This is a genomic window from Natrinema sp. CBA1119 (genome assembly GCF_002572525.1).
Taxonomy (GTDB): domain Archaea; phylum Halobacteriota; class Halobacteria; order Halobacteriales; family Natrialbaceae; genus Natrinema.
Genome location: NZ_PDBS01000001.1, coordinates 203,566 through 227,470, shown reverse-complemented (window position 1 = coordinate 227,470; position 23,905 = coordinate 203,566). Strand labels below are relative to the sequence as shown.

Below are 23,905 nucleotides of genomic sequence, written 5' to 3'. Positions count from 1 at the left end.
CATGTACGAACGAATACTCGTTCCCACCGATGGGAGCAACGTCGCTGAGGCAGCGGTCGACCAGGCGATCGATATCGCCACGAAATACGACGCGGAAGTCCACTCGCTGTTCGTCGCCGACACGGACGCAATCGCGTACGGGTTAGGGACCGAACAGGTCGACCGGATCCGACAGGGTCAGTTCCAGGGAATGACCGAGCTGCGCGAAGACGCCGAGGCGGCGACCGGCTACGTTACGGACGCCGCCGAGGCGGCCGGCCTGACTGCCCACGAGCGTCACGCCGGCGGCCAGCCCCATCGGATGATCGCCGACTACGCCGAGGACAACGACATCGACCTCATCGTGATCGGCAGTCACGGTCGCTCCGGCGTCCGCCGGGCGCTGCTCGGGAGCGTCACCGAGCGCGTACTCCGCTCGACGACTGTCCCCGTGCTGGTCGTCGACTACGACGACGAGGACTGACTCGGACGCACAAGACTGACGGACGACCGACTCCATTCTTTCGACATGCCACGACACCACTGCCCACGGACAGGAGAATCGCCGCAATGAGCGTCGTTGATCGCTTGCGCGAACACGTCGAGGAAAACGGAACCGGTATGGTCTACGATCTGCTGTTCGCCGTCGTCTGGGTCGCCATAGTGAGCTTCCTCTTCGACTTCGTCTTCGTCGATGCACCCAGATGGGTGTTCTACATGTTCATGCTCGCCGGCATCGTCGCCTACTTCGGCTTCTTCTTCTCGCTCGAGCAGGCGAAACAACAGTAAGGGTCGGCGGTGGTCCCGATTCGACACGGACCCGCCGTTCGATCGCGTCTCAGACGGACGACTGTCAGTCAGTTTCGGCGTGCCCGACCGCCGTGTGGGTGCGCGTGATAGCAGCCGGACTCAGTCGTCCTCTCGAGCCGCGACCGCTCGCTGGCGGAGGCGGAAACAGAGGAGGGCGACACCGGCGAAAATGATCGGTGTTAGCAGATCCGACGCGGATCCTGACAGAGCGGGCTGAACGGTCATTCCGGCCATGACGGCGAACAGCAGCGCCAACAGTCCGGTGATCGGAACGACGAATCCCTCCGTGAACGTCGACCACCGCTCGTCGTTCGGCTCGTTGCTCATACCGGCCGTAGGTCGCGTGCTAACTAATATCCATGCATTCCCGCACTCCCGCTCTCCTCGAGCGCCTCGGTAGGTCGAGTACTCGTTCCCCTTCTCACCGGTGCTGTTCAGTCGACGTGCGGTCGCCCGCAGTGAATTCACCGCTCGTAGAATTCGTCGACTTCGGCGTCCGGGAACGCCGGCGTCGCGGCGGAGACGTACTCGAGCGTGCTGTCGCCGGTGTTCTCGAGGCCGTGTTCGGTGTTCGCCGGGATGTGGACCAGCTCGCCGGCCTCGACCGCGCGCTCGTCGTCGCCGACGGACATCACGCCCTCGCCGGAAACGATGACGTAGACCTGTTCCGGGTCGTGTTCGTGGCGGACTTGCCGCGCACCCGGCTCGACGTCGACCCAGGTGATCGTCAGGTCCGTCTCCGAGGCGTCCCGCTGGGAGTGCAGAATGTGGGACACGAGTCCGTCGTCTCGGCTCAGTGCCGGCGCATCAGATTTGTGTACTGATCGCATATCTGTAGAATATAACGGAGAACAGTTAATTCCACCCCCGCGTTTCAGAATCGCTACTCGTCCCAGTACTCCGTCTCGTCATCGGTGCGGTAGTAGCCCTCGAGCGACCGGTCGTCGCGACCGCCCGGCGGCGAGCCGACGTAGACGCCGAACTTATTCATCTCCGGGTAGACCGTGATATCCGGCTCGTTCATCGTCGATATCGCCAGATATCGGAGCGGTTCGTCGCCGTCGTTGACGACCCGATGGCCGCCCGACTCGTCGGCGGGAAAGGTGGCGTAGTCGCCGGCCGTCAGGGGCTCGAGGCCGTCTTCCGTCTTCAGTTGCCCCTCGCCTGCCAGCACGTAGATCGCTTCCTCGTTGGCCGTGTGGTAGTGGTAGGGCCACGAGCGCATCCCGGGCGGGAGTTCATAGAGGCTGCAGCCGAGGTCCGAGGCCCCGACGGCGGTGGAGAGTTCCTTCCGCCGGAACGCCGTTTGCTCTCGATCGTACTCTTTCCAGTCGACGGCCGACTCGTTGATCGTTTCCATACTATCTGTTACTCACGTCAATTATGTATACTTTCGTGTCACCCTCGGGCGTCGCGGATGATTCGCCGTGTAGTAGTCGCGAGTATGGAACAGTGGGTTCTGATAAGAATACGGTGAAAGAAGTGTCCTGCTATCGTGGCACCAGGGAGTCGCCACGCCCTCCCCAGCCGATTCACTCGTTCGCTCTGCTCACTCGCTCATCCCTCGCGCAGTATTGGCGGCCGCCCTCGCTTGGCTCACGGTTCCCTCCGGTCACCGTTCGCTTTCCGAGGTGCTCACTGTGTTCGCACCTCGCGACGCTCGGACGGCCGCCAGCGCGCGCCACCGAACGCCGGCTGGCCGGTCCGGAGTGAAACATAGTCCGTCTCTACTAACTGAATCGTCGCACTGGCCGCAAACAGGCTCGGCACGTGGAAAACGAAACCCCCTAACCGCCGCCGAGAGTGGCTAGCGGTATGCACGACGATAGCGAGGTCGCCGTCCTTCGGCTCGGCCACCGCCCCGGCCGAGACGAACGGATGACGACCCACGTCGGCCTGACCGCGCGGGCGCTGGGGGCCGACCGCGTCATCTTCCCCGACAACGCCGGCCAGTCGCTCGAGACGGTCGCGGACATCACCGACCGGTTCGGGGGCCCCTTCGCGGCCGAACTGACCGATTCGCCCCTTCGGATCATCCGGAACTGGGAGGGACGGGTCGTTCACCTCACGATGTACGGGGAGCGCGTTCAGGACGTGGAAGCCGATATTCGGACGGCCCACCTGTCCGAGGGAGAACCGCTCTTGCTCGTCGTCGGCTCCGAGAAGGTCTCCTTTGATGTCTACGAGGAGGCCGACTGGAACGTCGGCGTCACCAACCAGCCCCACTCCGAAGTGGCCGGGCTGGCGGTCTTTCTCGATCGGCTCTTCGAGGGCCGGGAACTCGAGCGGGACTGGCAAAACGCCGACCGGCGCGTGATCCCGATGGAGACGGGCAAACGCGTCGAATCAGCGGATTCGGAGCCCGATTCGGACCGGGAACACCAGTCGAACGGCGAGTAGTCGAGTGATTTCGAGGCTCGTTCTCAGCGGTAGCCGGCCGGTCTGAAGAGCCGAAACGGCCGGAACAGCCTGCTCTTGACCGTTCTAAGGAGGCTTCGGACGGCTGCGGTGGATCCCATCTCGTCCTCGTCGATCGCGTAGCCGTTGCCGGTCCGTTCAATCGCTCCCGATTCGCCGTGGATCTCGAGGAGGCGGTCGAAGTCCTCCGCCAGCAGCCCGGTTCGGTCACAGAGCTCCGTCTTCGTGAGCGGGCGGTCGGCCTCGCGGAGCTCCTCGAGGAGCCAGCCGCTGTGGAGGGCGGCGAGGTGGTAGTCGTCGTCCGTCAGGTCCTCGTCGGTACCGCTCGAGCCGTCGGTCCGCCGCGCGTACAGGCCGTCGAGACAGATCCAGCAGCCGACGGCGAGCAGCGACCCGCCAAACCAGTACCCGCCTTCCCGTAGTTGGATCCCTCCAACAGCGGCGGTGAACAGCCCGAGACCGAGCCAGGCGAGCGCCGGATCGACATCGTATCTGTCGAACACGCCCTCGAGAAGCGGCGCGCCGATTGCGATCCCGAGTAGCGTCCCGATGACGTTCAGATCGACCCCCAGAAACGAGAGAACGACGGCGATACCGACGGCAGAAATGATATCGGAGAGCCCGATTTGGTCGCGAGTCCAGGCGGCGAATTCGGGGACCATATATTGGGGATAAAACAGGAACGGTACTAAGTGTATCGCTCGAAAGGGGTCGATCTGTTCGCGTGATCGGCCGGCTCGCGAACCCGGACGTGTAGCCGGGACGGGTGGCTGATTAGTTCCGCACCCGGGCTGTAAGATGGATACGATTTTAAGCGCGGGCTTCGGTACCACGATACATGGATCTGGAAGCGGTCGATCAGTCCGCTCGAGCGGGCAACGTCGCAAAACTGTTCGACCAGACCGCCGCACAACACGGGGATGCACAGGCGATGGAACACCACGGTCGCCGCTGGACCCACGAGGAGGTCCGCGACTGGACCGCCGAACTCGCCGGCGGACTCCACGATATCGGTCTCGAGCCCGGCGACCGAATGCTGCTCTTCCTGCCGAACTGTCCGCAGTACCTCGTCGCCTCGATCGGTGCGTTCAAGGCCGGCGTCGAAATATCGCCGGTCAATCCACAGTACAAGCGCCGCGAAGTGGCCTATCAGCTGGAGGACACGGACGCGAGCGCGATCGTGACCCATCCGGCGCTGCGGGAAGTCGTCGATCAAGCGATCGAGGACGCCGAGATGGAGCCCGAAATCATCACCATCCGGAGCGAGGACTGGCCGCGGGACGACGCGGACCGCGCCTTCGAGGAACTGCGCGGCGAGCCGACGCTGGTCGATCGTGCGGACGACGACGTGGCCCTGTTGCCATACACTTCCGGGACGACGGGCGACCCGAAAGGCGTCCAGCTCACACACGAGAACACCCGGGCTCAGCTCATGTGGCCCCTGACCGCCTCGAACGTCGACGTCGAGCCCGAGGACGTCCGCAGTCTCACGTGGCTCCCCCTCTACCACATCACCGGCTTCACCCACACGGCGCTCCAGCCGCTGGTCGGCGGCGGCCGCCTCTACTTCCGCAGCGCCCTCGAGTGGGACGCCCAGGAGTGTATGCAACTCATCGAAGACGAGGGGATCACCCACTTCGTCGGCGTGACAACGATGTACGCCGACATGGTCGACTCCGATGACTTCGGCGAGTACGATCTCAGCAGTCTCGAGTCGGCTTCCGAGGGCGGCGCGAAGCTCTCGACCGCGGTCCAAGAGCGGTTCGAGGAGACCGCAGGCGTCGACATCTCGGAGGGGTACGGCCTCACCGAGACCCACGGCGCGACCCACACCCAGAGCGGCTCGACGTTCGGCCTGAAACACGGGACGATCGGCCAGCCCCTGCGGATGACCGACTGCAAGATCGTCGACGAGGCTGGGGATGAGGTCGCGCCCGGTGAGAAAGGCGAACTCGTCGTCCGCGGCCCGCAGGTCATGAAAGGGTATCTCAACTTGCCCGAGGCCACCGAGCAGGCCTTCACCGAGCACGGCTACTTTCGGACCGGCGACATCGCCCGCCGCGACGGGAACAACTACTACGAGATCGTCGACCGGAAAAAGCACATGATCAACACCGCCGGCTACAACGTCTACCCCAGCGAACTCGAGAACCTCCTCCTCGAGCACGAGGCCGTCGCGGACGCGGCCGTCGTCGGAATCCCGGACGAACGACGCAACGAGGTGCCAAAGGCGTTCATCGTCCCCGCCGAGGGCGTCGAGCCCGGCAGCGACGTGACCGCCGAGGATCTCACGGAGTTCTGTCTCGAGGAAGTGGCCAGCTACAAACATCCCCGCGAGATCGAGTTTATCGACGAACTCCCGCGAACGACCTCCGGGAAGATTCAGAAGTTCAAGCTGGCAGACGACGAAGAGTAGCAGCAATTTCGGCTATCGGCGTTTACGGAAAAGCTGGCGATTCGGTTCAACGGGTATCATCGAACAGTTCCGCTTGGCGTTGTCCTATCCGATGATCGAGATGTAACGTGAGAGTCGCGGCGTCTCTACCTGACAGCATTATCGCTCTCGCAGACCGTCGATGAACAGATACCCGATCCAACATCCTGTAGTACCAACAACGACGACTCCGACAATGCTGGATAGCAAGCTATCGCCTTGCGTCACCAGCCCGAGACCGGCTAGACCAGCTAGCGCGAGTAGATAGCCAAGGAGTGATCGGTGGAGCGAGGAAAAGAATCTTTCAGTTCCAGTGTCATTTCTACTCATATTTTATGATACAGCATCGAGTGTATAATTTTATTGGTTTAGTCAGACACGTCTCTCCGGCTAATTAGGTGCTGATTGATAGTACTCTGCCAACCCCTATTTCTGGTACTTCCTGGTGTTGAACTCGGCTGGGCAGTGCCTACGCCGTCTCGTAGTACCGGACGCCGTCGTCGGTTTCGTACGTTACGTCGTCCCGATTTTCGAGCGTGCCGAGCGCTCCGATCGTGTCGAGCACCGGTGCCATGTGCCGAACGTTGCCGGCGCGCTCTTCGGCGATCTCGAGCGCCGTGGCGGGTTCGATCGCCGCGGTCGCCGCTCGCGTCTCCTCGAGGAGCGCGTCGAGTCGGTCGCGCGTCGTGCCGACGGTCCGCTGGGGGTCCTCGAAGGTCGGGCCGTGGCCGGGGAAGACGTGAGTGGCAGTCGTCTCGGTCAGCCGCTCCATCGCCTCGTAGTAGGCGTCGATGGCCTCATCGGCACCCCGATCGAGCCCGACCTGAAAGGCCCCGGCACGGAACGGCTCGATGAGCGCGTCGCCCGAAAAGAGGACCGTCGTCCCCGCGACCGTCGTCTCGAAACACAGGTGATCGACTGCGTGGCCCGGCGTTTCGAACGTCTCGAACTCCTGGTCGCCGATCGTGACCGTCGCGTTGGGCTCGACCGCGCGGGCGGTCTCGGGTTCGACCAGCCGCCGATCGCGGTGCAGCTCCTCGAGTTCCTCCTCGACGACTTCCGTGCGCTCGTCGCCCACGTAGCCCGCTGCCGTCGTCATCTCATGAAAGCCCTCGCGGGCGGTCTCGAGATCGCGATCGAGTCTGGACAGCCCGGTTCGGGGGACGTGAACCGTCGCGTCGGCCGCTCTGAGAGACGGTAGCTGCCCGATATGGTCGCTGTGAACGTGGGTCACGAGCACGTGGTCGATATCGGCCGGCTCGAAACCGACGGCCTCGAGTCCCTCGCGCAGTTCCGCCTCGCCCGCGTCGTCCGGCGCGCCCGCGTCGATCAGAATCGGTTCCGGCCCGTCGAGGAGGTAGGCGGCGACGTGTTTCGGTGGCCAGGGAACGTCGAACTCGAGGCGATGGATCCGCGAGAGAGCGTCGTCGGCTCGAACGGGGCTGCAAGAAATGTCGGTCGTCATTATCTCGAGAAGTGAGATCCAGCTTGATAAACGTCGCGTCCGAACGCGCAGCCGACGGTCGGATTCATCGCGTTCGTGGCGGAATTTGCCTCGATCTGCTCAGTGGGCGTTTCATCGAACCGTCTCTCCGAGAGAGAAATGGAGTCTCGTCCCAGCGCGATACCACCCCTTCGGATCCCGACTCGATGGGGAAGGGCACTTGACAAGCTTTAATGGCTCCATGCCGTTACATAGAGGTAATGGCTTTTGAGGACCTGCTCGAGGATCCGGTAATCCAGAAATATTTGCACGAGCTGGTCGGTCCCAAGGGGATGCCCGTCGCTGCGGCACCGCCGGACGGCGAAGTGACCGACGAGGAGCTCGCAGAGGAACTGGACCTCGAGTTGAACGACGTGCGGCGCGCGCTGTTCATTCTGTACGAAAACGATCTCGCCACGTATCGGCGACTGCGCGACGAGGATTCGGGGTGGCTGACCTACCTCTGGACGTTCGAGTACGACAACATTCCGGAGAATCTCGAGGAGGAGATGTACCGGCTCCACGAGGCGCTCGACGACCGCCGAGAGTACGAGCGAAACCACGAGTTCTACCTCTGCGAGATCTGTTCGATCCGGTTCGAGTTCGGCGAAGCGATGGACTTCGGCTTCGAGTGTCCGGAGTGTGGCTCGCCGCTTGAATCGATGGATAACGACCGCTTGGTCAACGCGATGGACGACCGCCTCGCGTCGCTCGAGGACGAACTCAACCTGGACGCCTAATGGTCGTACTCGCAACCAAGCTGTACGTCGAGGGCGACGCCCGCGAGCGCTCGCTGGATTCGCTGCGGTCGCTGGTCGATAACGAAATCGGAGAACTCGACGTCGAGTTCGAAATCGGGATCCGTCACGACGACTTCCCGTCGGTGACAATCGAGGGTGACGACGCCACTGTCGCGAGAAACGTCCTCCGCGAAGAGTTCGGCGAGATCGTCCCCGATCTCGAGGCCGGCGAAACGTACGTCGGCACGCTCGAGTCCTGGGACGACGACGGATTCGTCCTCGACGCGGGACAGGGCGACGGCGTTCGAATCCCGACCGACGAACTCGGGCTCGGCCCGGGGTCGGCGACGCAAATCCGCGAGCGGTACGGACTCGTTCAGCACCTGCCGTTGCAGTTCGTGTACGGCGGCGATGCGGATAGCGACGATGACGCCGACGTCACTCCGTCCCGGCTCGCCGATGCCGAACAGGATCGGCTCTACGAGTGGACCCGCGGTGACGGCCGGCTCAACGTCAACAGCGCGACGCGAGCCGAGGTTCGGGCCACGCTCAACCGCGCTGGCCACGCGCAAGACTACGTCACCGTCGAACGACTCGGGCTGCTCGAGCAGAGCGTCATCTGTACCGAAAACACCGACCCGCCGGGACTCCTCGCGAGCGTCGGCGAGTACCTTCCGGCCGAACTCCGCTGTGTCGTTCCCTAGCATGAACCGACGGCTCGTTTTCGCGACGATTGCGGCCGCGTTGTTGATACTGGGAGCGGGCTGTTCGGCGTTCTCCGGTGGGATCTCGGACGAGCAACTCGATCAGGAACAGAACTACAGCGACATCCGTGACACCGACGCCGACGTCACCATCGCGCTCGAGGACGGCAACCTGCTCGGCGGCGGCGAGTTCCGGGCCGTCTACGACCTCGACGGGACCGACGAACTGGAGCTGTACCAGTCGACCCTCTTTAGCGACGAACCGCTGAACATCCACAGCGTCCGCTACTGGCATCCCAACGGCACCGAACTCACGGGCTCGGAACTCGAGATCGAACAGGGCGGATCGATGACCACCGTCCAGGTTCCTGACGGGGACGGCACGCTCGCGTTCTCCGGCGAGGCCGGGCGCAAGACGTTCCAACAGCCGGCATACGTCGGGGGCTCCTACGAGGTGCTGGTTCCCGAGGGGCATCGGACCTCGAACTTCCTGTTCGGCGACGTTTCACCGAACGGGTACGAGCGCACGGTCGCCGACGATCGGGAGCGACTCTACTGGGAGGAGATCGACGAGGACAGTACGATCTCGCTTCGATACTACCTCGCGCGTGACATCCCGCTGTTCCTCGGTCTCATCGGGGCTGTCGTCCTCATCGGCGGCATCGGGATCGGCTACTACTACCGACAGGTCAAGCGACTCCGGGAGGAACGAGAGGAGTTCGGCGTCGACGTCGACGACGATTCCGACGGCGGACCGCCGGGACTCCTGTAGTTAGTTCGACGTCTCTTTTCCGCAGATTCAGTGTTTGCTGCTCTCGGTTGAGACGGCCGCTCAGCCGTGTATCGTTCGTTCGTCGAGCCAGATGACGTCCGAGCCGTCCATCTCGAGTCGGCCTTTGACGTGGGTCGTGTTCGCGTGTGGTGGCTCGAGCGCGGCTGTTCGGACGGTTCTGGTCGCATCGACGTGGTCGACGAGCCAGCTATAGTAGCGGTCCGTCTCGTCGGTGACGGCGAAGACGAGCAGTTTCGGATCGTCGACCCGGGTCGCCGTTTGAAACGTCGATCCGAACACTCGAGGGAGGTCGACCACTCTGACCCGTTCACCGGCGACGGTGATCGTCCCCGCGTTCCACGGATCGGTGGCGTCGGCGAGGGACGCATCGTCAGCGACGCCCAGCACGGAGGCCACGGACTCGGCCCTGACGCAGTATCGCCGCTCCTCGAGGTCGAACGTGAGGACGGTCACGCGTTCGTCGTCGGTGCCGGTTTCGTCATTCGAAGCCGATACCATTTCGTCTGAAGACTTCTCGTTCGGAAAATAAGCCTTCCGGTGCGCGACGTGGGTGAACCCGTTCGGAAAACAATCAGTATATTGAACATACGTGATGGAGTCAACGTTTTAGTGATGGACGCTGATACACGAACGAGACCATGGCCCCGGACCTCTCCGAGAAGCTCCTCGGAATCGATATCGACGATGCCGATCGCACCCGCGATTCGGACGGCGGGGACGACGAGCAGGAAGAACTCCGCCAGTTCGTCTTCGTCGGCGTCGGTGAACACCGACTCGCGCTGCCGGTCGACGCGGTCAGAACGATCACCGAACCACCGGCGGAGCTGACCCGCGTCCCACGCGCGCCACCCGCGATCGAGGGGCTGATGGACCTCAGGGGCGAGATCACGGCCGTCATCGATCCGCGGGTTCACTTCCCGGTTTCCGAATCCCGCTCGGGCCGCGAACGACTGCTCGTGCTCGATCGCTCGAGCGACCGACAGTCGGCCGCGATCCGCGTCGACGAGGTGATCGGCGTCGAGACCGTCCCCGAGAGCGACGTGATCGACGCGGACACCGTCGATGCCAGTGAGCTGTCGGGCGAGGCCCTCGACCATCCCCTGGTCCTCGCACTCGTGACGCAGGAACGAAAACCGGAACCGGAGCCGCGCGTCGGACACGTGACCACGGACGGATCGACCGACAGCGGTGTCGAGACACCTGAGGCCGGAGCAACAGTCGGTGGCGGCGATTCTGCGGCGCTGTCGTCGGCTCGTCGCACGAGCGGCGTCGGCGAACCGATCGGGGAGGCGTTCGAGATCGAATCGGACGAGGACACCGGCGACGACATCGATGAGGGCAAGAGGGACGATTCGACACAGGAGATCATCGTCGAAGCGACCGCACTCGTCGATATCGACCGACTGCTGTTGGCGTCGGGAAACCGGTAAAACTGCTGCGAACCGGCGGTTATCGATCCACTGCTCTGAGTGGGGTCTCCGGGGCAGATTCGACATTTATCATGACTGATAATCGAGAGACAGCATTTATGGTAGTTGTATCTCTACGGACGTTTGGTGTACTACTGAATGTCGACAGGGGTGCTCATCGTGGACGACTCTCATTTTATGCGGAACCTACTGCGGCAGATCTTGGAACAAGATTACCGCATTCTCGGAGAAGCGTCCAACGGAGCAGAAGCCGTCAAACTGTACAAAGAACACGACCCCGACATCGTCATGATGGATATCGTGATGCCGAAATGCAACGGCATCAAGGCGACCGCGGCGATCAAGAAAATCGATCCGGACGCCCGCGTCATCATGTGTACGAGCGTTGGACAGCGTGAGAAAATGAAACTCGCCGTGAAAGCTGGTGCGGACGGCTACGTGACGAAACCGTTCGAAGAGCCCAGCGTTAGAAAGGCCCTCTCAGACGTCGTCGCGGCATGACGCGAGTACTCGTTGTCGACGACTCGAGGTTCATGCGGACAGTCATCGGCAACGCGCTCGACGAGGCCGGCTACGAGGTCGAAACGGCGGCGAACGGTGCGGACGGTGTGGAACTCGCCTCGACCTTCGACCCGGACGTCGTCACGATGGACGTCGAAATGCCCGAGATGGGTGGCATCGACGCCGTCGAGCGGATCATGGCGACGAATCCGACCATGATCCTCATGCTCAGCGTTCACACTGAACGCGGTACGGAGGCCACGCTCGACGCTCTCGAGCGCGGTGCCGTCGATTTCCTTCACAAGCCCGACGGCTCCGACTCGCGCAACATCGCCCACCTCACGGACGAGGTCGTCGCGAAAGTCGACGACTTCGCCGAGGCGAACGTCTCGTCGGTCGCGCTCGCTCGTGCCACCGCGGCGGCCCACTCGACCCGATCGGGACGCGCCGGCGGCCCGGGACACAACACTGTGACCGGAAACGCGGTCGCGGGCGGCGGATCCGACGCACAGCTTCGCCACGACAGCGGGACGACCGGTCCCGACGCCACTCCGGATATCGGGACTACGTCCGCCACCGACGAAGCGGCCGAACCGATCGCCGTTGACGGTGACCGGGCGGACGCGCCGACGATCGTCCTCGGCGCGTCGACCGGCGGCCCGAAGATCGTCGAACGGCTGTTCGAACGGCTGCCGGCGGCTCTCGAGGCGAAGGTGCTGGTCGTCCAGCACATGCCCCCCGACTTTACGACCCGCTTCGCCGAGCGACTCGACGCTCGGAGCGCGTACGACGTCACCGAAGCCGCGGATCGCGATCGGCTCGCGGCCGGCGAGGCCGCGGTCGCACCGGGAAACGCCCACCTCGAGGTTGCGAGCGACGTCGGCGGCCGCCTCCGCCTGCGACTCGACGACGGCGAGCGGGTCCACGGCGTGCGGCCGGCGATCGACGTGACGATGGAAAGCGCCGCCGAACGGGTCTCCGACGCGCTCTGTGGCGTCGTGCTGACCGGGATGGGCCGCGACGGCGCGGCCGGCATCGAGGCGGTCAAGGCCGCGGGCGGTCGAACGATCGCTCAAGACGAGGAAACGAGCCCCGTCTTTGGCATCCCGTGTCGGGCGATCGAAACGGGCTGCGTCGACGCGGTCGCACCCGCCCACGACATCGCCGACGCGATCGTCAACGCGTTCACGACGGACGGTGAGACCGATGACTGATTATCTGACAGACTTCGTTCAGGAGAGCGAAGAACGAATTACGGAACTGAACAACGCCTTGCTCACCCTCGAGCGGGACCCCGACGACGAGGAGGCGATGGAGAACATCTTCCGGATCGCCCACACCCTCAAGGGGAACTGCGGGGCGATGGGGCTGGATGCGGCCAGCGACCTCGCCCACGCGATCGAGGATCTGCTCGACGCCGTCCGCGGGGACGAGATCGACGTGACGCCGGAGCTGATGGACGTCGTCTTCGACGGCGTCGACGAGCTCGAGACGATGGTCGACGAAGTCGCCGCGACCGGCGAGATCGAGACGGATCCGTCGGCGACGATCGAGGCGCTTCGAACGCACCTCGAGGACGTCGAGAACGAGGCGGCAACCGGACTCGTCACGCCCGCGGCGGACGAGATCGACGACGTGTGCTCGCGGTTCGAGCCGCCGGCCGACGCCGGTCACGACGTCTATCTCGCACGGCTTTCGATCGCCGAGCGGGAGGGCGTCAACAACGGCGAGTTGGTCGTCGACGCATTGATCGACGCGTTCGATCTGATCGGGACCGATCCGCCCCGCGAGACGATCGAGGCCGGGGCCCACGGCGACCAGTTCGACGCCGTCTTCGCCACCGCGGTCGGCGAGAGCGCGATCTCCTCCGGTCTCGAGCCGGTCGAAGAGGTCGCGGACTTCGAACTCGTCGACGTCTCCGATCGGTTCGAGACAGCCGACGAGGCGGCGCCGACGGCGGATCAGCTTGCGGATTCGGCCGAGCGGGCCGACGATATTTCGCCCGAGGAAGCCCAAGATCTCGAGGTTGACGACCTGCTCGACGAGTTCACCGAGTTCGACGACTTAGACGAGATGGTCGAGGACGTCGGTGACGACGAACTCGAGGTCTTCGAGAACATGGGCGAGGCCGGCTCGTTCGACGACCTGTTGGACGAGGATGATCTCGACGCCGAGCCGCGAGAACCGCCCGCAACGCCTCTCGACGAGGCCGACGACGCGGCGACTCCCGACTCGGAGACGGCGACCGACGACAACCCCGATACGGCTGAGGCGGACTCAACGGCCGAAGCCGACAATGTCGACGACGCCGGCGCGGTCTTCGACGAACTCAAAGACGAGGTCGAAATGGTCGGCTTCGACGAGTTGCAGGACGAACTCGCGGAACTCGAGTTCGACGAGTTCGACGACGAGGACGAGGTTGGTATGGACGAGCTCCTCGGTGAGGACGTCGACGACGACGCGTTCCTCGACGGCGAGGAGCCGTCCGAGAGCGCGGTCGACGACATCCTGGTCGATGCGGAGTCGGACGAGGCCCTCGCTGCGGACGCGGCCGATGACGAGGACGAGACCGAAACATCCGGTGTCGACACGACGGCGGCCGTCGGCGTGGACGAAGACTCTGTGGCGGACGACAGCGGCCTCGAGCCGGCGACCGAGCCGGACGAGGACGTGATCGCCGATGACGATGACGTAGCCGGTGCCGAAGCGGATGATAACGTGGCTGCTGCCGAAACGGATGATGTGGCTGGCGGACCGGACGACGAGATCGAGGCCGCATCCGCACCTGATCGGATCGACGAGTCCGAACCAACGGACTCGAAATCCGACGTTCCCAGCGACGATCCGGTCGAGACAGCCACGGCCGAGGACGACGCAACGGCCGACGAAGCTCCCGTTGGGGACGTCGCGGCGGCCGACTCGACTTCTGACGCCGTTGCGGACGAGCAAATCGCCGACGAACCAGTTGCGGACGAACACGCTGTCGACGAATCAGTTGCGGACGAACACGCTGTCGACGAATCAGTTGCGGACGACACAGTCAGCGACGATACCGATGAGACTGACGCCAACGGAGTCGACGACGATGCAGCCGACGACGGTATCGCCGCGGCCGATACCGCTGACGCCGAACCGGTCGGCGACGCTGACGAGTCCCCGACAGCCACCGATGCAACCGAAACCGAGTCGACCGACGATGCTCCCGTCGAAGGCGACGATTCCACCCTCGAGACCGACGAAACCGGCGGCGGTTTCGAAAACGACGATGGCCTCGAGTCCGCGCCAGACGATGTCGAGCAAGCCACCGCTACGGACGATGACACCGTATCCGGCGGTTCCTTCGGTGCTGATGCTGACGTCGAAGCGGAGTTCGAGCCGACGGCGGCCTTCAGCGACGACCTCGAGGAGGCGACGGACGACTCGGATCCGTTCGATGACGAGGATGAGGGAACGTTCGACGACGATGTGTTCGATGACCCCGCGACCGAGTCGGATGATTCAGACGCGGACGATGACTTCGAAAGCGAGTTCGGGGACGATCTGTCCGACGACCTCGACGACGAGGCGTTCGCCGGAACCGATGAGTTCGACATCGGCGGGGTCGACTTGGACTCGCCCGCCGCGTCTGGGGAAGACGACGACTCGAGCGAACCGTCGGCGGCGTCATTCGGCGACGATGCGGCCGATTCGGACGCCGACACGGACGATGAAGCGGCCGTCCGGATCATCGACGAACCCGAATTCGAGCGTCCGGAGATCGACATCCCCGAGTCGAGCGATCGGCCCGACGCCGATGCCGAAACCGACGAAATCCAATCGGTCAGGGTCGATGTCGAACAGATCGACTCGCTGCTCACGCTCGTCGAGGGGCTGGTGACGAGCCGCGTCCGACTCCGTCATGCGGCCGAGGCCGACGACGACGGCGACGACGCGCTCGAGACGGAACTCGACGCGCTGTCGGGCCTGACGACCGATCTGCAGGAGACGGTGATGGACATCCGTCTGGTGCCCCTCGAGACGGTGACGAACCGCTTGCCGCGGGTCGTCCGCGACATCGCCCGCGATCAGGACAAGGCGGTCGAGTTCGAGATGACCGGCGAGGACGTGGAACTCGACCGGAGTATCCTCGATCGGATCGGCGATCCGCTGATCCACCTGGTCCGCAACGCCGTCGACCACGGGATCGAACCGCCGGAAGACCGCGAGGGGGGCGGGAAACCCCGCGAGGGGACCGTCGAGGTACACGCCGATCGCGCGCGCGATCGCGTGACGATCACGGTCGAAGACGACGGTGCCGGGCTCGACCCCGACCGACTTCGCTCGGAAGCCGTCGCGGCTGACATCCTCGACGAGGAGGAAGCGGCGGCGATGTCCGACGACGAGGCCTACGACCTCATCTTCCATCCCGGCCTCTCGACGGTCGACGAGGTGACCGACGTTAGCGGTCGCGGCGTCGGGATGGACGTCGTCAAGCGGACGGTCGAAGAGCTGGACGGCACGGTCTCGATCGACAGCGAGGCGGGCGAGGGGACAACCGTCACGATGCGGCTCCCGGTAACGGTCGCTATTGACGAGATCCTGTTCGTCGAAAGCGGTGGCGAAGAGTTCGGCGTCCCGACCAAAGCCGTCCAGGACATCGAGTCCGCCGGGGCGATCGAGACGGTGGACGGCGAATCCGTCCTCCCCGGCGACGGCAGCGACTATCCCGTCGTCTCGCTGGCCGACGTCCTCGAGACGCCGACTCCCGGCGCGAACGGCGACGGGATGGTCGTCCGGATCCGCGGTGAGGTCCGCGACGTCGCGTTGCACTGCGACCACGTCCACGGTCAGCAGGAGGTCGTCGTCAAGCCCTTCGAGGGCTTCATGAGCGGCGTGCCGGGGATAAGCGGTGCGACGGTTCGGGGACGGGGAGAGGTAGTCAACATCCTTGACGTGACGACACTATGAACGAACGCAACCACCCAACCCTACGGAGGAATCTATGACGATGATGGTCGACATTCGAAAGCTGAGCTTCATAAACGAAATGGCGAAGGTCGGGACGAACGGCGTCGCCAACAACATGAGTAAACTGACCGGCGAAGACGCCCAGATGGAGGTGACCAAGACGAACTTCATCGACGTCGACGACATCGGGTCTCAGCTCGACGGCGGGAAGCGAGTCGGCGTCCGCGTCCGACTACTGGACCCACCACACGGACACATCCTCATCCTCTTCCCAGAGGCGAGCGCGAAGAAGATCACGGCGATCATGCTTCGCGATGTCGTCGATGACATGGGAGACGTCTCCGGCAAGATGGCCCGCAGCGCCGTCGAGGAGATGGGGAACATGATGGCAAGCGGCTTCATCGACGGCTGGGCCGACGTGCTCGGGCGCGCAATCGATATCGCCGCCCCCCAGCTCGTCTACGCGCCGACCGGTGACATCGTCACCCGGACGGCCGGGCTCGGTGGCGACGACCTCGCGCTGTTCTTCGATTCGGACCTGTCGGTCCCGAGCTACCAGATCGAAGCCGAGATCTACGCGTTCCCGGACCTCGAGGAGTTCGTGGAAATGGTCAACGGCATCGAAGTCCACCCCGCATGAAACTCGACGTCAACGCGCTCGGTACGTTCTACCGAATGGCTCGAGAGGGGGCCGGCCTCGCGGCGGGCCGACTCACGCACATGCTCGGCGTCGAGACGCAGCTTGGCGTGACGAAACTCAACTTCATGCGGGGCCAGGAGATCCGGCGCGATTTCGAGGACTCGACCGAGAAGGTCGGCGTCCGGGTCAAGCTGACCGGCGCGATCGAGGGCTATTCTGTCGTCGTCTTCGAGCGCGAGAACGCGCTGCGAATCGTCGAGACGTTGCTCGCGGAAGCGGGTCCCGACGCGGACGTCGATACCGATGCCGGCGAGATCGACGAGTTCGACGAGATGACCGAGAGCGCCGCGACCGAGGTCGGCCACATCATCAACAGCGGCTTCATCGACGGCTGGGCCGACGTGCTCGAGGCGGTCATCGACGTCTCGACGCCGGAGTTCGTCGAGGGTCAATCCGCCGAGCCGTTCTTCGGAGACATCGACGAAGCCCCGGGCGACGACGATCTCGCCTTGCTCTTCCAGAGCCGGATCGAGACCGTCGGCACCGAGGTCGGATTCAGTCACTACCTCTTCCCGAAACGCGAGTCGATGGCGACGCTCCTCGAGCAACTGCGAACCAGCGAGGGCATCGAGTACGACAAACTCGACGGCTTCGACCGGATGGCCGAGCGGGGTGCCGAGGAGGTCGCCAAGACGGCGACCACGCTGACGGGGATCGACACCAGCGTCGAGATCCGTCGGCTCAACTTCGTCTCGCTCGAGGCGATCCCCGAACAGGTAGCGAACGAGAAACTCGTCGGCGTCGCCTTCGAGTTCGACGGGATGCCAAGCGGCTATCTCCTCTTCCTGTTCGACGAGGAGTCGGCCCACGAGATCGTCGACGCGATGGTGCCGATGGAAGTCGACGAAGACGGCTTCGGCGAGATGGGAACCAGCGCGATCAAGGAACTGGGCAACATCATGGCCAGTGGCTTTCTCGACGGCTGGGCGAACGTCCTCGATACGACGATCGATCACTCGCCGCCGGAGTTCATCCACGATATCGGTGCGGCGGCTGTCGACCCGGTGATCATCCAACTCGGCGAGAATCAGGAGTTCGCGTTCGTCTTCGACACCGTCGTCATGGCCGACGGCCGCGAGTTCGACTGCGAAGTGTACGCGATCCCCGACGAGTCGGACCTCGAGCGGGCGCTGAACAACCTCGACGTCGATCGGATCGAGGAGGCCCCGACGACGGCTGAGTTTCAGGAAGTCGATACCACATGAAAACCTACGGTACCGAACCGGGCGCACCGACGCCGGTCCAGGTCGGCATCTCGGAACTCGTCGTCAGTGACGGCGACGACACGCTCAAATCCTACGGGCTGGGTTCGTGCCTGGCCATCGCGCTGTACGATCCCGGATCGGGAATCGGTGGGCTGGCACACGTCATGTTGCCGGACGGCGACGCCGCGGATAACAGCGATCGCAAACCCGGGAAGTACGCCGACACGGCGATCCGCGCACTGCTGCGCCGGATGGTCGAGCAGGGCGCCAACTACACCACCGTTGAGGCGAAAATCGCCGGCGGCAGCGATATGTTCGAATTCGAGAGTTTCGGAGAGGGCGTCGGCCAGCGAAACATCGCCGCCGCGAAGAGCGAACTCGAGAAGCTCGGCGTCCCGCTCGAGGCAGAAGACGTCGGTGGGGAATACGGTCGGACCGTCGAATTCACGCCGGGAACGGGAGTACTCACCATCAAGACCTCGGACGGCGACAACGGAGTGACGGAGCTGTGATTGGCGACGGCGGTGGCGATACGGACACGACCGCCAACGGCGCTGCCGGAACCGGTTCCGACGCTGACGATGAGGAAGCTGTCGCCAGTGACGACGCGTTTACCACCCTTCTCGAATTCGTCGAGGACGAACTGGCGTTCGCGACGAGCCACTACAACGACAGCTATCTCGATCGCCGCGTTTCCTCCCGAATGCGGCGCACCCAGAACGACAGCTACGCGACGTACTTCGAAACGCTTCGCTCCGATCCGGACGAACAGGACGCGCTCCTCGAAGCGCTGAGCATCAACGTCACGGGGTTCTTTCGCAACCCGGACGTCTGGGCCGGAATTCGGACGATCCTCCGTCGGCTCTCCGAGACAGCGGACACGGTCCGGGTCTGGAGCGCCGCCTGTGCCGACGGCCGGGAGCCGTACTCGGTGTCGATGCTCGCCCACGACGACCCTGAAATCGACGAGTCGGCCGTCTCCGTTCTCGGGACCGACATCAGTTCTCCGGCACTCGAGACGGCACGCAACGGGGTCTACGAGGAATCGCGGACCATCGATCTGGACGACCAACTTTCCTTTCTCGACGACTATCACCGCTATGTCGATGTCGACGGCCGGACCTACCGGATCGGCGACGCCGTGAAACGATCCGTCCGCTTCCAGCGCCACGATCTGATCAACGACGAGCCGAAGTCGGGATTCGACCTCGTCATCTGTCGCAACCTGTTCATCTACATCGACAACGCGTACAAGGAGTCGATGCTCGAGACGATCGCGCGGTCGCTTCGACGGGACGGCTACCTCGTCATCGGCAAGGCCGAGACGATTCCGCCGACACTCAAGTCGGCGTTCGACGTCCGCGAGGCGCGCCTTCGGATTTACCAGCGAGAGGGCAACGGTTCGGATGCTGACCGACTCACCCGGCGTCCGAACTCGAGTTCCGAGTCCTAACTCGTCGGCTACCGACGTCCGTAACGGGAGGTTGTAATTTCAGGTTTCGACTGCGATCGAGACGACGCGGGTTCGCGAGGTGGAAGACAACCAATCGTTACATGTTGGTCCGCCGAATACATCCGACGAATGCCTTCGCTCGGCCTCGATGCGTTCGTCGCCCGCACCGCGGCGCTGGTCGATTCCTCACCGCCCACCACCCTGCGGGAGACCCGAACGTGGCTCGTCGAGCCCTTCCTCGAGACGCTTGGCTGGACCGTCCGCGCCGAGTCGTGCGTGACCGATCGGATCGTCGACAACGTTCGTCTCGAGTACGCGCCGACCGTCGACTCGGTGCCCGGCCTGTTCGTCGCCGTCGAGTCCGCGACTGACTCGCTCGAGGAGTCGCGAGCGAACGCCCTCCGCCGGGCGATGTCGTGGACGGGCGTCGACCGCGCGATCTACACGAACGGCCGCCAGTACCTCCTGTTGGCCGGAACGACGGACGTCGAATACCACGCGCTCGAACGCGCCGAACTCCCCGCGAACGAGTCGATAATCGCTGACTATTCGCGGACAGCGGTCGGACAGCGACTCGGACGACACACCCGGGGCCACGTCGCCAGACGGCTCGCGGTCGAACGGCCGAGGCTCGTCGGATCGATCGCCGAGGGACTCGCGGACGACACCGCACAGGGTGAGCTCTACGCTGACGAGTTCGAAGCCGCGGCTGACAGATTCCTCGATCAGCTCGTCGTCGCGTTCACCGAAGACGGAAGACCGTCACCGGACGACGCCACGGACGTCTCGATCCGGTTCAGCGAGTCGACGATCAGCGAGGACGAGTCGCCGAGTGAGCGGGCCGTCGACACAGACTCGAGTGCGGATACAGCTCCCGAAAGCGAGACAGACGGTTCGAATGCGACCGGAACCGCCGACCGATCGGGAACTCCCGCTCGAGACGGGGACTCGACCCGGACGACGACCGATACGGAGACGGATGACGACAAAAGCCAGGAACGAGAGGGCGACGAGGACGGCGAATACGTCGTGCGATTCTTCAACGATCGGAGCTCGATCGGTGCGATCGGCCACTCGACGTCTGCAGGGGCACTCGTGGAGGCCGCCGACTACCTCCTCGAGCGCGGTCTGGCAGGCGTCGACGTTCCTTGGTCTCCAGATGAGGGCGAACGAACGGTTCTCAACGCTAATCCTACTCGCGCCGACGGCTCACCGATGGACAACCCGGAGCGACTCGCGAACGGCCTCGTTCTCGAGACCGCGGGCGACATCGACGAGCGTGCCGCCCGCGTCGAGGCGCTGGCCGCTCGAGCGGGACTGCGAGCGATGCTCACCGGGGACTGGGAGACGGAGTGAGGAGGAGTTAGCGATCAGTACTCGAGATCGACGTCGACGATGGTGACGACGACCCGTCCGGAACTACCGGAGCCACCGAAGTCACACGTGCCCGTATTCCACTTGCTGTCCTCGAGCGTCTCGTCCCAGGCATCCTCGTACGTAGGTGTAGTATCCGAAACGGCTACGGAAACTTTCTCTTTATTGGGATAGACTTTGCTGCTGCGATCTTCGACGCTCATCGTGAGCCCGAGCCCGCCGCCGCTCTGAATCGATCGATCGTCCGCCGAAATCCTTACGAGCGAGATGATAGCAACGTCGTCGCCACACCGAAGCTGTGGGCGTTTGAGGACGGTACTCCACGACTCCGACTCGTCGCCTCGAACGAGGCCACCGCCCTCGTACGTGATTCGATTCCCATCAGGGGTTGTGTACGTGAACTCGCCGAGATCGACCGTCGCTCCGCTGCCGTAGCCGGCGAACTCATTGCTGGTATTCTCAATTGGATCCCCACTGACATTGATGTTCAGTTTCGTCCCGGTATCGCCGGTGGAAACCGTCCCTTCCCGAAGCGAGAGTTCACCGTAGCGCTGCTCGATCCCGTCGTACCGGATAACGTCGTTGAAGTTCACTGCGAGCGCGTCCATCGCCCGTTCGGCATTTTGCAGTTGCTCACCCTCCTGATAGTCCTCCATCGCCTGAAAACCGGTCATCGACAGCAGCGCAACGGAACTTAGGATGATCGCGAAGACGAGGATAAACGCGAGTACATCGGATACCGCGCGGTCGTGATCCCGTCGCTTTGTCGATGTCTTCGGATGTGTCCGTCTCATTGGCTCCCGTCCTCGATGTGTATCTCGCCGCTCTCGGAGACGATTTCGATCGTTCCGCCGGCCGTCGAACTCTCGTTGATAGTCGCAGTGGTTTTGATCGGGACGTGGACGGTCGCATCGACGTCCTGTGCCGTCAGCCTCACGCAATCGGTATTCTCGTCGATCAGGGGTGCCTTCTTACATTCAGCGTCGTTCAGTAACTCGACAGTGTACCGCGAGTTCGCGACCGTTCGCGGATGGTCGGTCCTGACGGTCACCTTATCATTCGCTTGGTTTCCAATCTGGTCGACGTTACCGATCTCGTCGGCCAGTCGCTCGCCGATCGTCTCGAGTGAGGAGTCAGCACTGCGATCCTTCTCGGTTTCCAGCATGGTCCCGGCGCTGGTCAGCAACATGGCGATGAGGATCGTCGTGATGCCGATCGTCAGGACGTGGGTGATCGTGATCGAGACGGCACGATCTCGTCCCGGTTGTGTCTCGATCGGATCCATTTCACGGACACCCCGTTACGATGGTGCGATTTTGTTTATAACTAAGGCTGTTTGAGTAGTATTCGATCGTTAGACTTGCATTCTCGATATGAGATTTGTTGGTGTCGCTGGTGTGTACCTCAATGGCGGTGAGATTCACAGACGTTGTCGTCGACCGAACAGTCGTATTTTGATAGGACGAACTGAACGCCGAGATATTCTCTCTCGTTTGATTCTGCAAATCGGTTCCGTTCTGGGCAGATTCGTTCTCGACCCGTTCAAGGAGGCAGCCGACACCTTGCTCAATCTCGAGTTCGATGACATCAGCGTTGCTCGCGGTCTGGCTCGTCCCACCCGAGGACAGGGTTTCCGTGTAGAGAACGCCGTTGAAGACGACGACGATGCCCAGAATGATAAACGCGAGGGCGATGGCACCGATGAGGATTACCTGCGCACGCTCTCGGCGCTCGCTTACCATAGTATCACCCGAACTTCAACGACGCTGTACAGGGGCGTGTCATTCCCGTGTTCGCGCGTAATAACCGCGTATCTCTCGTCCTCTGCTGCCCCTTTGAGAGTGTCATCGCCACCGCTCTCTGACGTTACCGACTGATTGTCGTACAGCGTAACCGTATAACTCGCCGTCTGAGCGCTCGCTGGGGGACTCCCCTGATACACGAGCGTTCGCTCGTCGCCGCTCTCCGGATGGAGTTCCACATTATAGCTCCACCCCTTTTCAGCGAAGCGTTCCTTCAGAATCTGTCCGAGTTCGGATTCGTTCGCGAATCGGTCCACGGAGTACGTCTGGTTCTCTTCGGTGTCGTCATTGCCAGGTGCTGCCGGTTGATTCGCCCCTTCGAACCCACCGTCGCTTTCGTTCCACCGCCGAATTGTTTCTGAGAGGTTTCCGTCCTGGTTCGAGACAACTAGGGCATCCTGTATCTCCTGCTGGATCTGCGCCTGAACCGTCCGGTCGGCTAAGCCGCCCGTCGTCGGCATGATCACGACCGACTGTAGCGCGAACAGGACGGCCATCAGAACGACCATCGCACCGATGAATCCCTCGAGGGTGTAGGCCTGTCCGCGGTCGGTTTCTGAATCGGTGATATCTATGCTGGGCATCGTTTCACCAGACCCTCACAACGAGTCTACATGCGGGATCGCACTTTCCGTCGTCCTCTATCGTGACGATCCGCGCCGAACTGGCCGCTGATTGATTGTCGTACGCATCCCCAGCGGCCCACGTATTTGAGCTTCCAAGAGGTGCGCTCTCATTGAGGGGTTCAAAACGTATATTTACCCGATCGATTTGGTTCCCATTGCTAGACCGAAGACCAAGCGTTTCGGTCAGGTTTCCGCTCGCGTTCACATATGTGTCATTGAACTTATCTCGGCTGACATTGTTTGCTGTCTCCGTTGAAACGTTATGAACGACCAGATCCGCTATCCGATCGGCTTGTGCCGTCTCGGCCCCACCGACCGACGAGTCGAAGGGTGTGATGACCGACGGCAGAAACGAGAAGACGAAGGCGATCGCTAGCAGGAAGACGCCGATTCCGACGGCGAAGTCTTGCGTGGTCTGCCCTCGCTCATCGAAGGAGACCGAAATCGTTCCCGGTCGCCCCGTATGCAGCCGATGACCCCGTTTGTTCGTTCGTTTCCCGATCATC

27 protein-coding genes are annotated in these 23,905 nt (G+C 63.1%); 16 read left to right on the top strand and 11 right to left on the bottom strand.

The genetic code is table 11. From position 1 onward, the window contains the following. Position 1: 1 nt before the first annotated feature. Positions 2-463, top strand: a complete 462-nt coding sequence (locus CP556_RS01150; RefSeq protein ID WP_098723941.1) for a universal stress protein — start codon at positions 2-4, stop codon at positions 461-463. An 86-nt stretch (positions 464-549) separates the two neighbouring features. Next, complete coding sequence (locus CP556_RS01145) at positions 550-768, top strand: DUF8119 family protein (protein ID WP_098723940.1); 219 nt, start codon at positions 550-552, stop codon at positions 766-768. Between the two features lie 120 nt (positions 769-888). Here CP556_RS01145 and CP556_RS01140 read toward each other — a convergent pair whose 3' ends face one another. The 3 genes from CP556_RS01140 to CP556_RS01130 all read right to left on the bottom strand — a co-directional run bounded on the left by CP556_RS01140 (position 889) and on the right by CP556_RS01130 (position 2,149). After that, positions 889-1,116, bottom strand: coding sequence for a hypothetical protein (locus CP556_RS01140; RefSeq protein ID WP_098723939.1), 228 nt, complete (start codon positions 1,114-1,116; stop codon positions 889-891). A 137-nt stretch (positions 1,117-1,253) separates the two neighbouring features. Then, positions 1,254-1,619 carry a cupin domain-containing protein gene (locus CP556_RS01135; RefSeq protein ID WP_098723938.1) on the bottom strand — a complete coding sequence of 122 codons (366 nt, stop codon included), beginning with the start codon at positions 1,617-1,619 and terminating at the stop codon, positions 1,254-1,256. A gap of 53 nt (positions 1,620-1,672) precedes the next feature. Further along, complete coding sequence (locus CP556_RS01130) at positions 1,673-2,149, bottom strand: cupin domain-containing protein (protein WP_098723937.1); 477 nt, start codon at positions 2,147-2,149, stop codon at positions 1,673-1,675. A 455-nt stretch (positions 2,150-2,604) separates the two neighbouring features. On the opposite strand from CP556_RS01130, the gene CP556_RS01125 reads away from it, so the two are divergent. Continuing rightward, positions 2,605-3,189 carry a tRNA (cytidine(56)-2'-O)-methyltransferase gene (locus CP556_RS01125; RefSeq protein WP_098723936.1) on the top strand — a complete coding sequence of 195 codons (585 nt, stop codon included), beginning with the start codon at positions 2,605-2,607 and terminating at the stop codon, positions 3,187-3,189. A gap of 23 nt (positions 3,190-3,212) precedes the next feature. Here the strand turns inward: CP556_RS01125 and CP556_RS01120 are convergent, their stop codons facing one another. Then, positions 3,213-3,869 (bottom strand): hypothetical protein, encoded by a 657-nt coding sequence (locus CP556_RS01120; RefSeq protein ID WP_098723935.1) that lies wholly within the window; start codon positions 3,867-3,869, stop codon positions 3,213-3,215. 176 nt (positions 3,870-4,045) lie between these two features. Between CP556_RS01120 and CP556_RS01115 the strand changes: the two genes are divergently transcribed. Next, a complete protein-coding gene (locus tag CP556_RS01115; RefSeq protein ID WP_098723934.1) occupies positions 4,046-5,623 on the top strand; it encodes a class I adenylate-forming enzyme family protein in 1,578 nt (525 codons plus the stop codon). A gap of 487 nt (positions 5,624-6,110) precedes the next feature. Here CP556_RS01115 and CP556_RS01110 read toward each other — a convergent pair whose 3' ends face one another. Beyond that, on the bottom strand, positions 6,111-7,106 hold the full coding sequence (locus CP556_RS01110; RefSeq protein ID WP_098723933.1) for an MBL fold metallo-hydrolase: 996 nt from the start codon (positions 7,104-7,106) through the stop codon (positions 6,111-6,113). A gap of 239 nt (positions 7,107-7,345) precedes the next feature. Here CP556_RS01110 and CP556_RS01105 point away from each other — a divergent pair, with 239 nt between their 5' ends. The 3 genes from CP556_RS01105 to CP556_RS01095 are packed head-to-tail and all read left to right on the top strand — an operon-like array spanning position 7,346 to position 9,340. Next, complete coding sequence (locus tag CP556_RS01105; protein ID WP_098723932.1) at positions 7,346-7,864, top strand: transcription factor; 519 nt, start codon at positions 7,346-7,348, stop codon at positions 7,862-7,864. Continuing rightward, positions 7,864-8,568, top strand: a complete 705-nt coding sequence (locus tag CP556_RS01100) for a DUF2110 family protein (RefSeq protein WP_098723931.1) — start codon at positions 7,864-7,866, stop codon at positions 8,566-8,568. Before CP556_RS01105 ends, CP556_RS01100 begins: the two co-directional genes overlap by 1 nt. Position 8,569: 1 nt before the next feature. Beyond that, positions 8,570-9,340: a DUF5803 family protein gene (locus CP556_RS01095; protein WP_098723930.1), complete on the top strand. Its 771-nt coding sequence runs from the start codon at positions 8,570-8,572 to the stop codon at positions 9,338-9,340. Positions 9,341-9,400: 60 nt separating this feature from the next. On the opposite strand, the gene CP556_RS01090 is transcribed toward CP556_RS01095, so the two are convergent. Continuing rightward, a complete protein-coding gene (locus CP556_RS01090) occupies positions 9,401-9,859 on the bottom strand; it encodes a chemotaxis protein CheW (RefSeq protein ID WP_098723929.1) in 459 nt (152 codons plus the stop codon). A 140-nt stretch (positions 9,860-9,999) separates the two neighbouring features. Between CP556_RS01090 and CP556_RS01085 the strand changes: the two genes are divergently transcribed. The 9 genes from CP556_RS01085 to CP556_RS01045 all read left to right on the top strand — a co-directional run bounded on the left by CP556_RS01085 (position 10,000) and on the right by CP556_RS01045 (position 20,953). After that, a complete protein-coding gene (locus tag CP556_RS01085) occupies positions 10,000-10,791 on the top strand; it encodes a chemotaxis protein CheW (RefSeq protein ID WP_098723928.1) in 792 nt (263 codons plus the stop codon). Between the two features lie 138 nt (positions 10,792-10,929). Continuing rightward, positions 10,930-11,292, top strand: coding sequence for a chemotaxis protein CheY (gene cheY / locus CP556_RS01080; RefSeq protein ID WP_006181855.1), 363 nt, complete (start codon positions 10,930-10,932; stop codon positions 11,290-11,292). Further along, positions 11,289-12,506: a chemotaxis-specific protein-glutamate methyltransferase CheB gene (gene cheB, locus CP556_RS01075; RefSeq protein ID WP_098723927.1), complete on the top strand. Its 1,218-nt coding sequence runs from the start codon at positions 11,289-11,291 to the stop codon at positions 12,504-12,506. Before cheY ends, cheB begins: the two co-directional genes overlap by 4 nt. Then, positions 12,499-16,239, top strand: a complete 3,741-nt coding sequence (locus CP556_RS01070; RefSeq protein ID WP_098723926.1) for an Hpt domain-containing protein — start codon at positions 12,499-12,501, stop codon at positions 16,237-16,239. The genes cheB and CP556_RS01070 overlap by 8 nt, the downstream gene beginning before the upstream one ends. 34 nt (positions 16,240-16,273) lie before the next feature. Next, positions 16,274-16,879: a chemotaxis protein CheC gene (locus CP556_RS01065; RefSeq protein WP_098723925.1), complete on the top strand. Its 606-nt coding sequence runs from the start codon at positions 16,274-16,276 to the stop codon at positions 16,877-16,879. Beyond that, positions 16,876-18,144, top strand: a complete 1,269-nt coding sequence (locus CP556_RS01060) for a chemotaxis protein CheC (RefSeq protein WP_098723924.1) — start codon at positions 16,876-16,878, stop codon at positions 18,142-18,144. The genes CP556_RS01065 and CP556_RS01060 overlap by 4 nt, the downstream gene beginning before the upstream one ends. Next, entirely contained in the window at positions 18,141-18,656 is a 516-nt protein-coding gene (locus CP556_RS01055) for a chemotaxis protein CheD (protein WP_098723923.1), read from the top strand. The genes CP556_RS01060 and CP556_RS01055 overlap by 4 nt, the downstream gene beginning before the upstream one ends. Beyond that, positions 18,653-19,597 (top strand): CheR family methyltransferase, encoded by a 945-nt coding sequence (locus CP556_RS01050; RefSeq protein ID WP_255291380.1) that lies wholly within the window; start codon positions 18,653-18,655, stop codon positions 19,595-19,597. Before CP556_RS01055 ends, CP556_RS01050 begins: the two co-directional genes overlap by 4 nt. Before the next feature lie 129 nt (positions 19,598-19,726). Beyond that, positions 19,727-20,953 carry a hypothetical protein gene (locus CP556_RS01045; RefSeq protein ID WP_098723922.1) on the top strand — a complete coding sequence of 409 codons (1,227 nt, stop codon included), beginning with the start codon at positions 19,727-19,729 and terminating at the stop codon, positions 20,951-20,953. A 14-nt stretch (positions 20,954-20,967) separates the two neighbouring features. On the opposite strand, the gene CP556_RS01040 is transcribed toward CP556_RS01045, so the two are convergent. Genes CP556_RS01040 through CP556_RS01020 form a run of 5 tightly spaced genes read right to left on the bottom strand, consistent with a single transcriptional unit; the run spans position 20,968 to position 23,904 of the window. Continuing rightward, a complete protein-coding gene (locus CP556_RS01040; protein ID WP_098723921.1) occupies positions 20,968-21,765 on the bottom strand; it encodes a DUF7289 family protein in 798 nt (265 codons plus the stop codon). Further along, complete coding sequence (locus tag CP556_RS01035; protein ID WP_098723920.1) at positions 21,762-22,256, bottom strand: DUF7266 family protein; 495 nt, start codon at positions 22,254-22,256, stop codon at positions 21,762-21,764. Before CP556_RS01035 ends, CP556_RS01040 begins: the two co-directional genes overlap by 4 nt. A 1-nt stretch (position 22,257) precedes the next feature. Further along, positions 22,258-22,713, bottom strand: a complete 456-nt coding sequence (locus tag CP556_RS01030; protein WP_098723919.1) for a hypothetical protein — start codon at positions 22,711-22,713, stop codon at positions 22,258-22,260. After that, positions 22,707-23,357 (bottom strand): DUF7288 family protein, encoded by a 651-nt coding sequence (locus CP556_RS01025; protein WP_098723918.1) that lies wholly within the window; start codon positions 23,355-23,357, stop codon positions 22,707-22,709. The genes CP556_RS01030 and CP556_RS01025 overlap by 7 nt, the downstream gene beginning before the upstream one ends. A gap of 4 nt (positions 23,358-23,361) precedes the next feature. Further along, positions 23,362-23,904, bottom strand: a complete 543-nt coding sequence (locus CP556_RS01020; protein ID WP_176548086.1) for a DUF7287 family protein — start codon at positions 23,902-23,904, stop codon at positions 23,362-23,364. Between the last annotated feature and the right edge of the window lies 1 nt (position 23,905).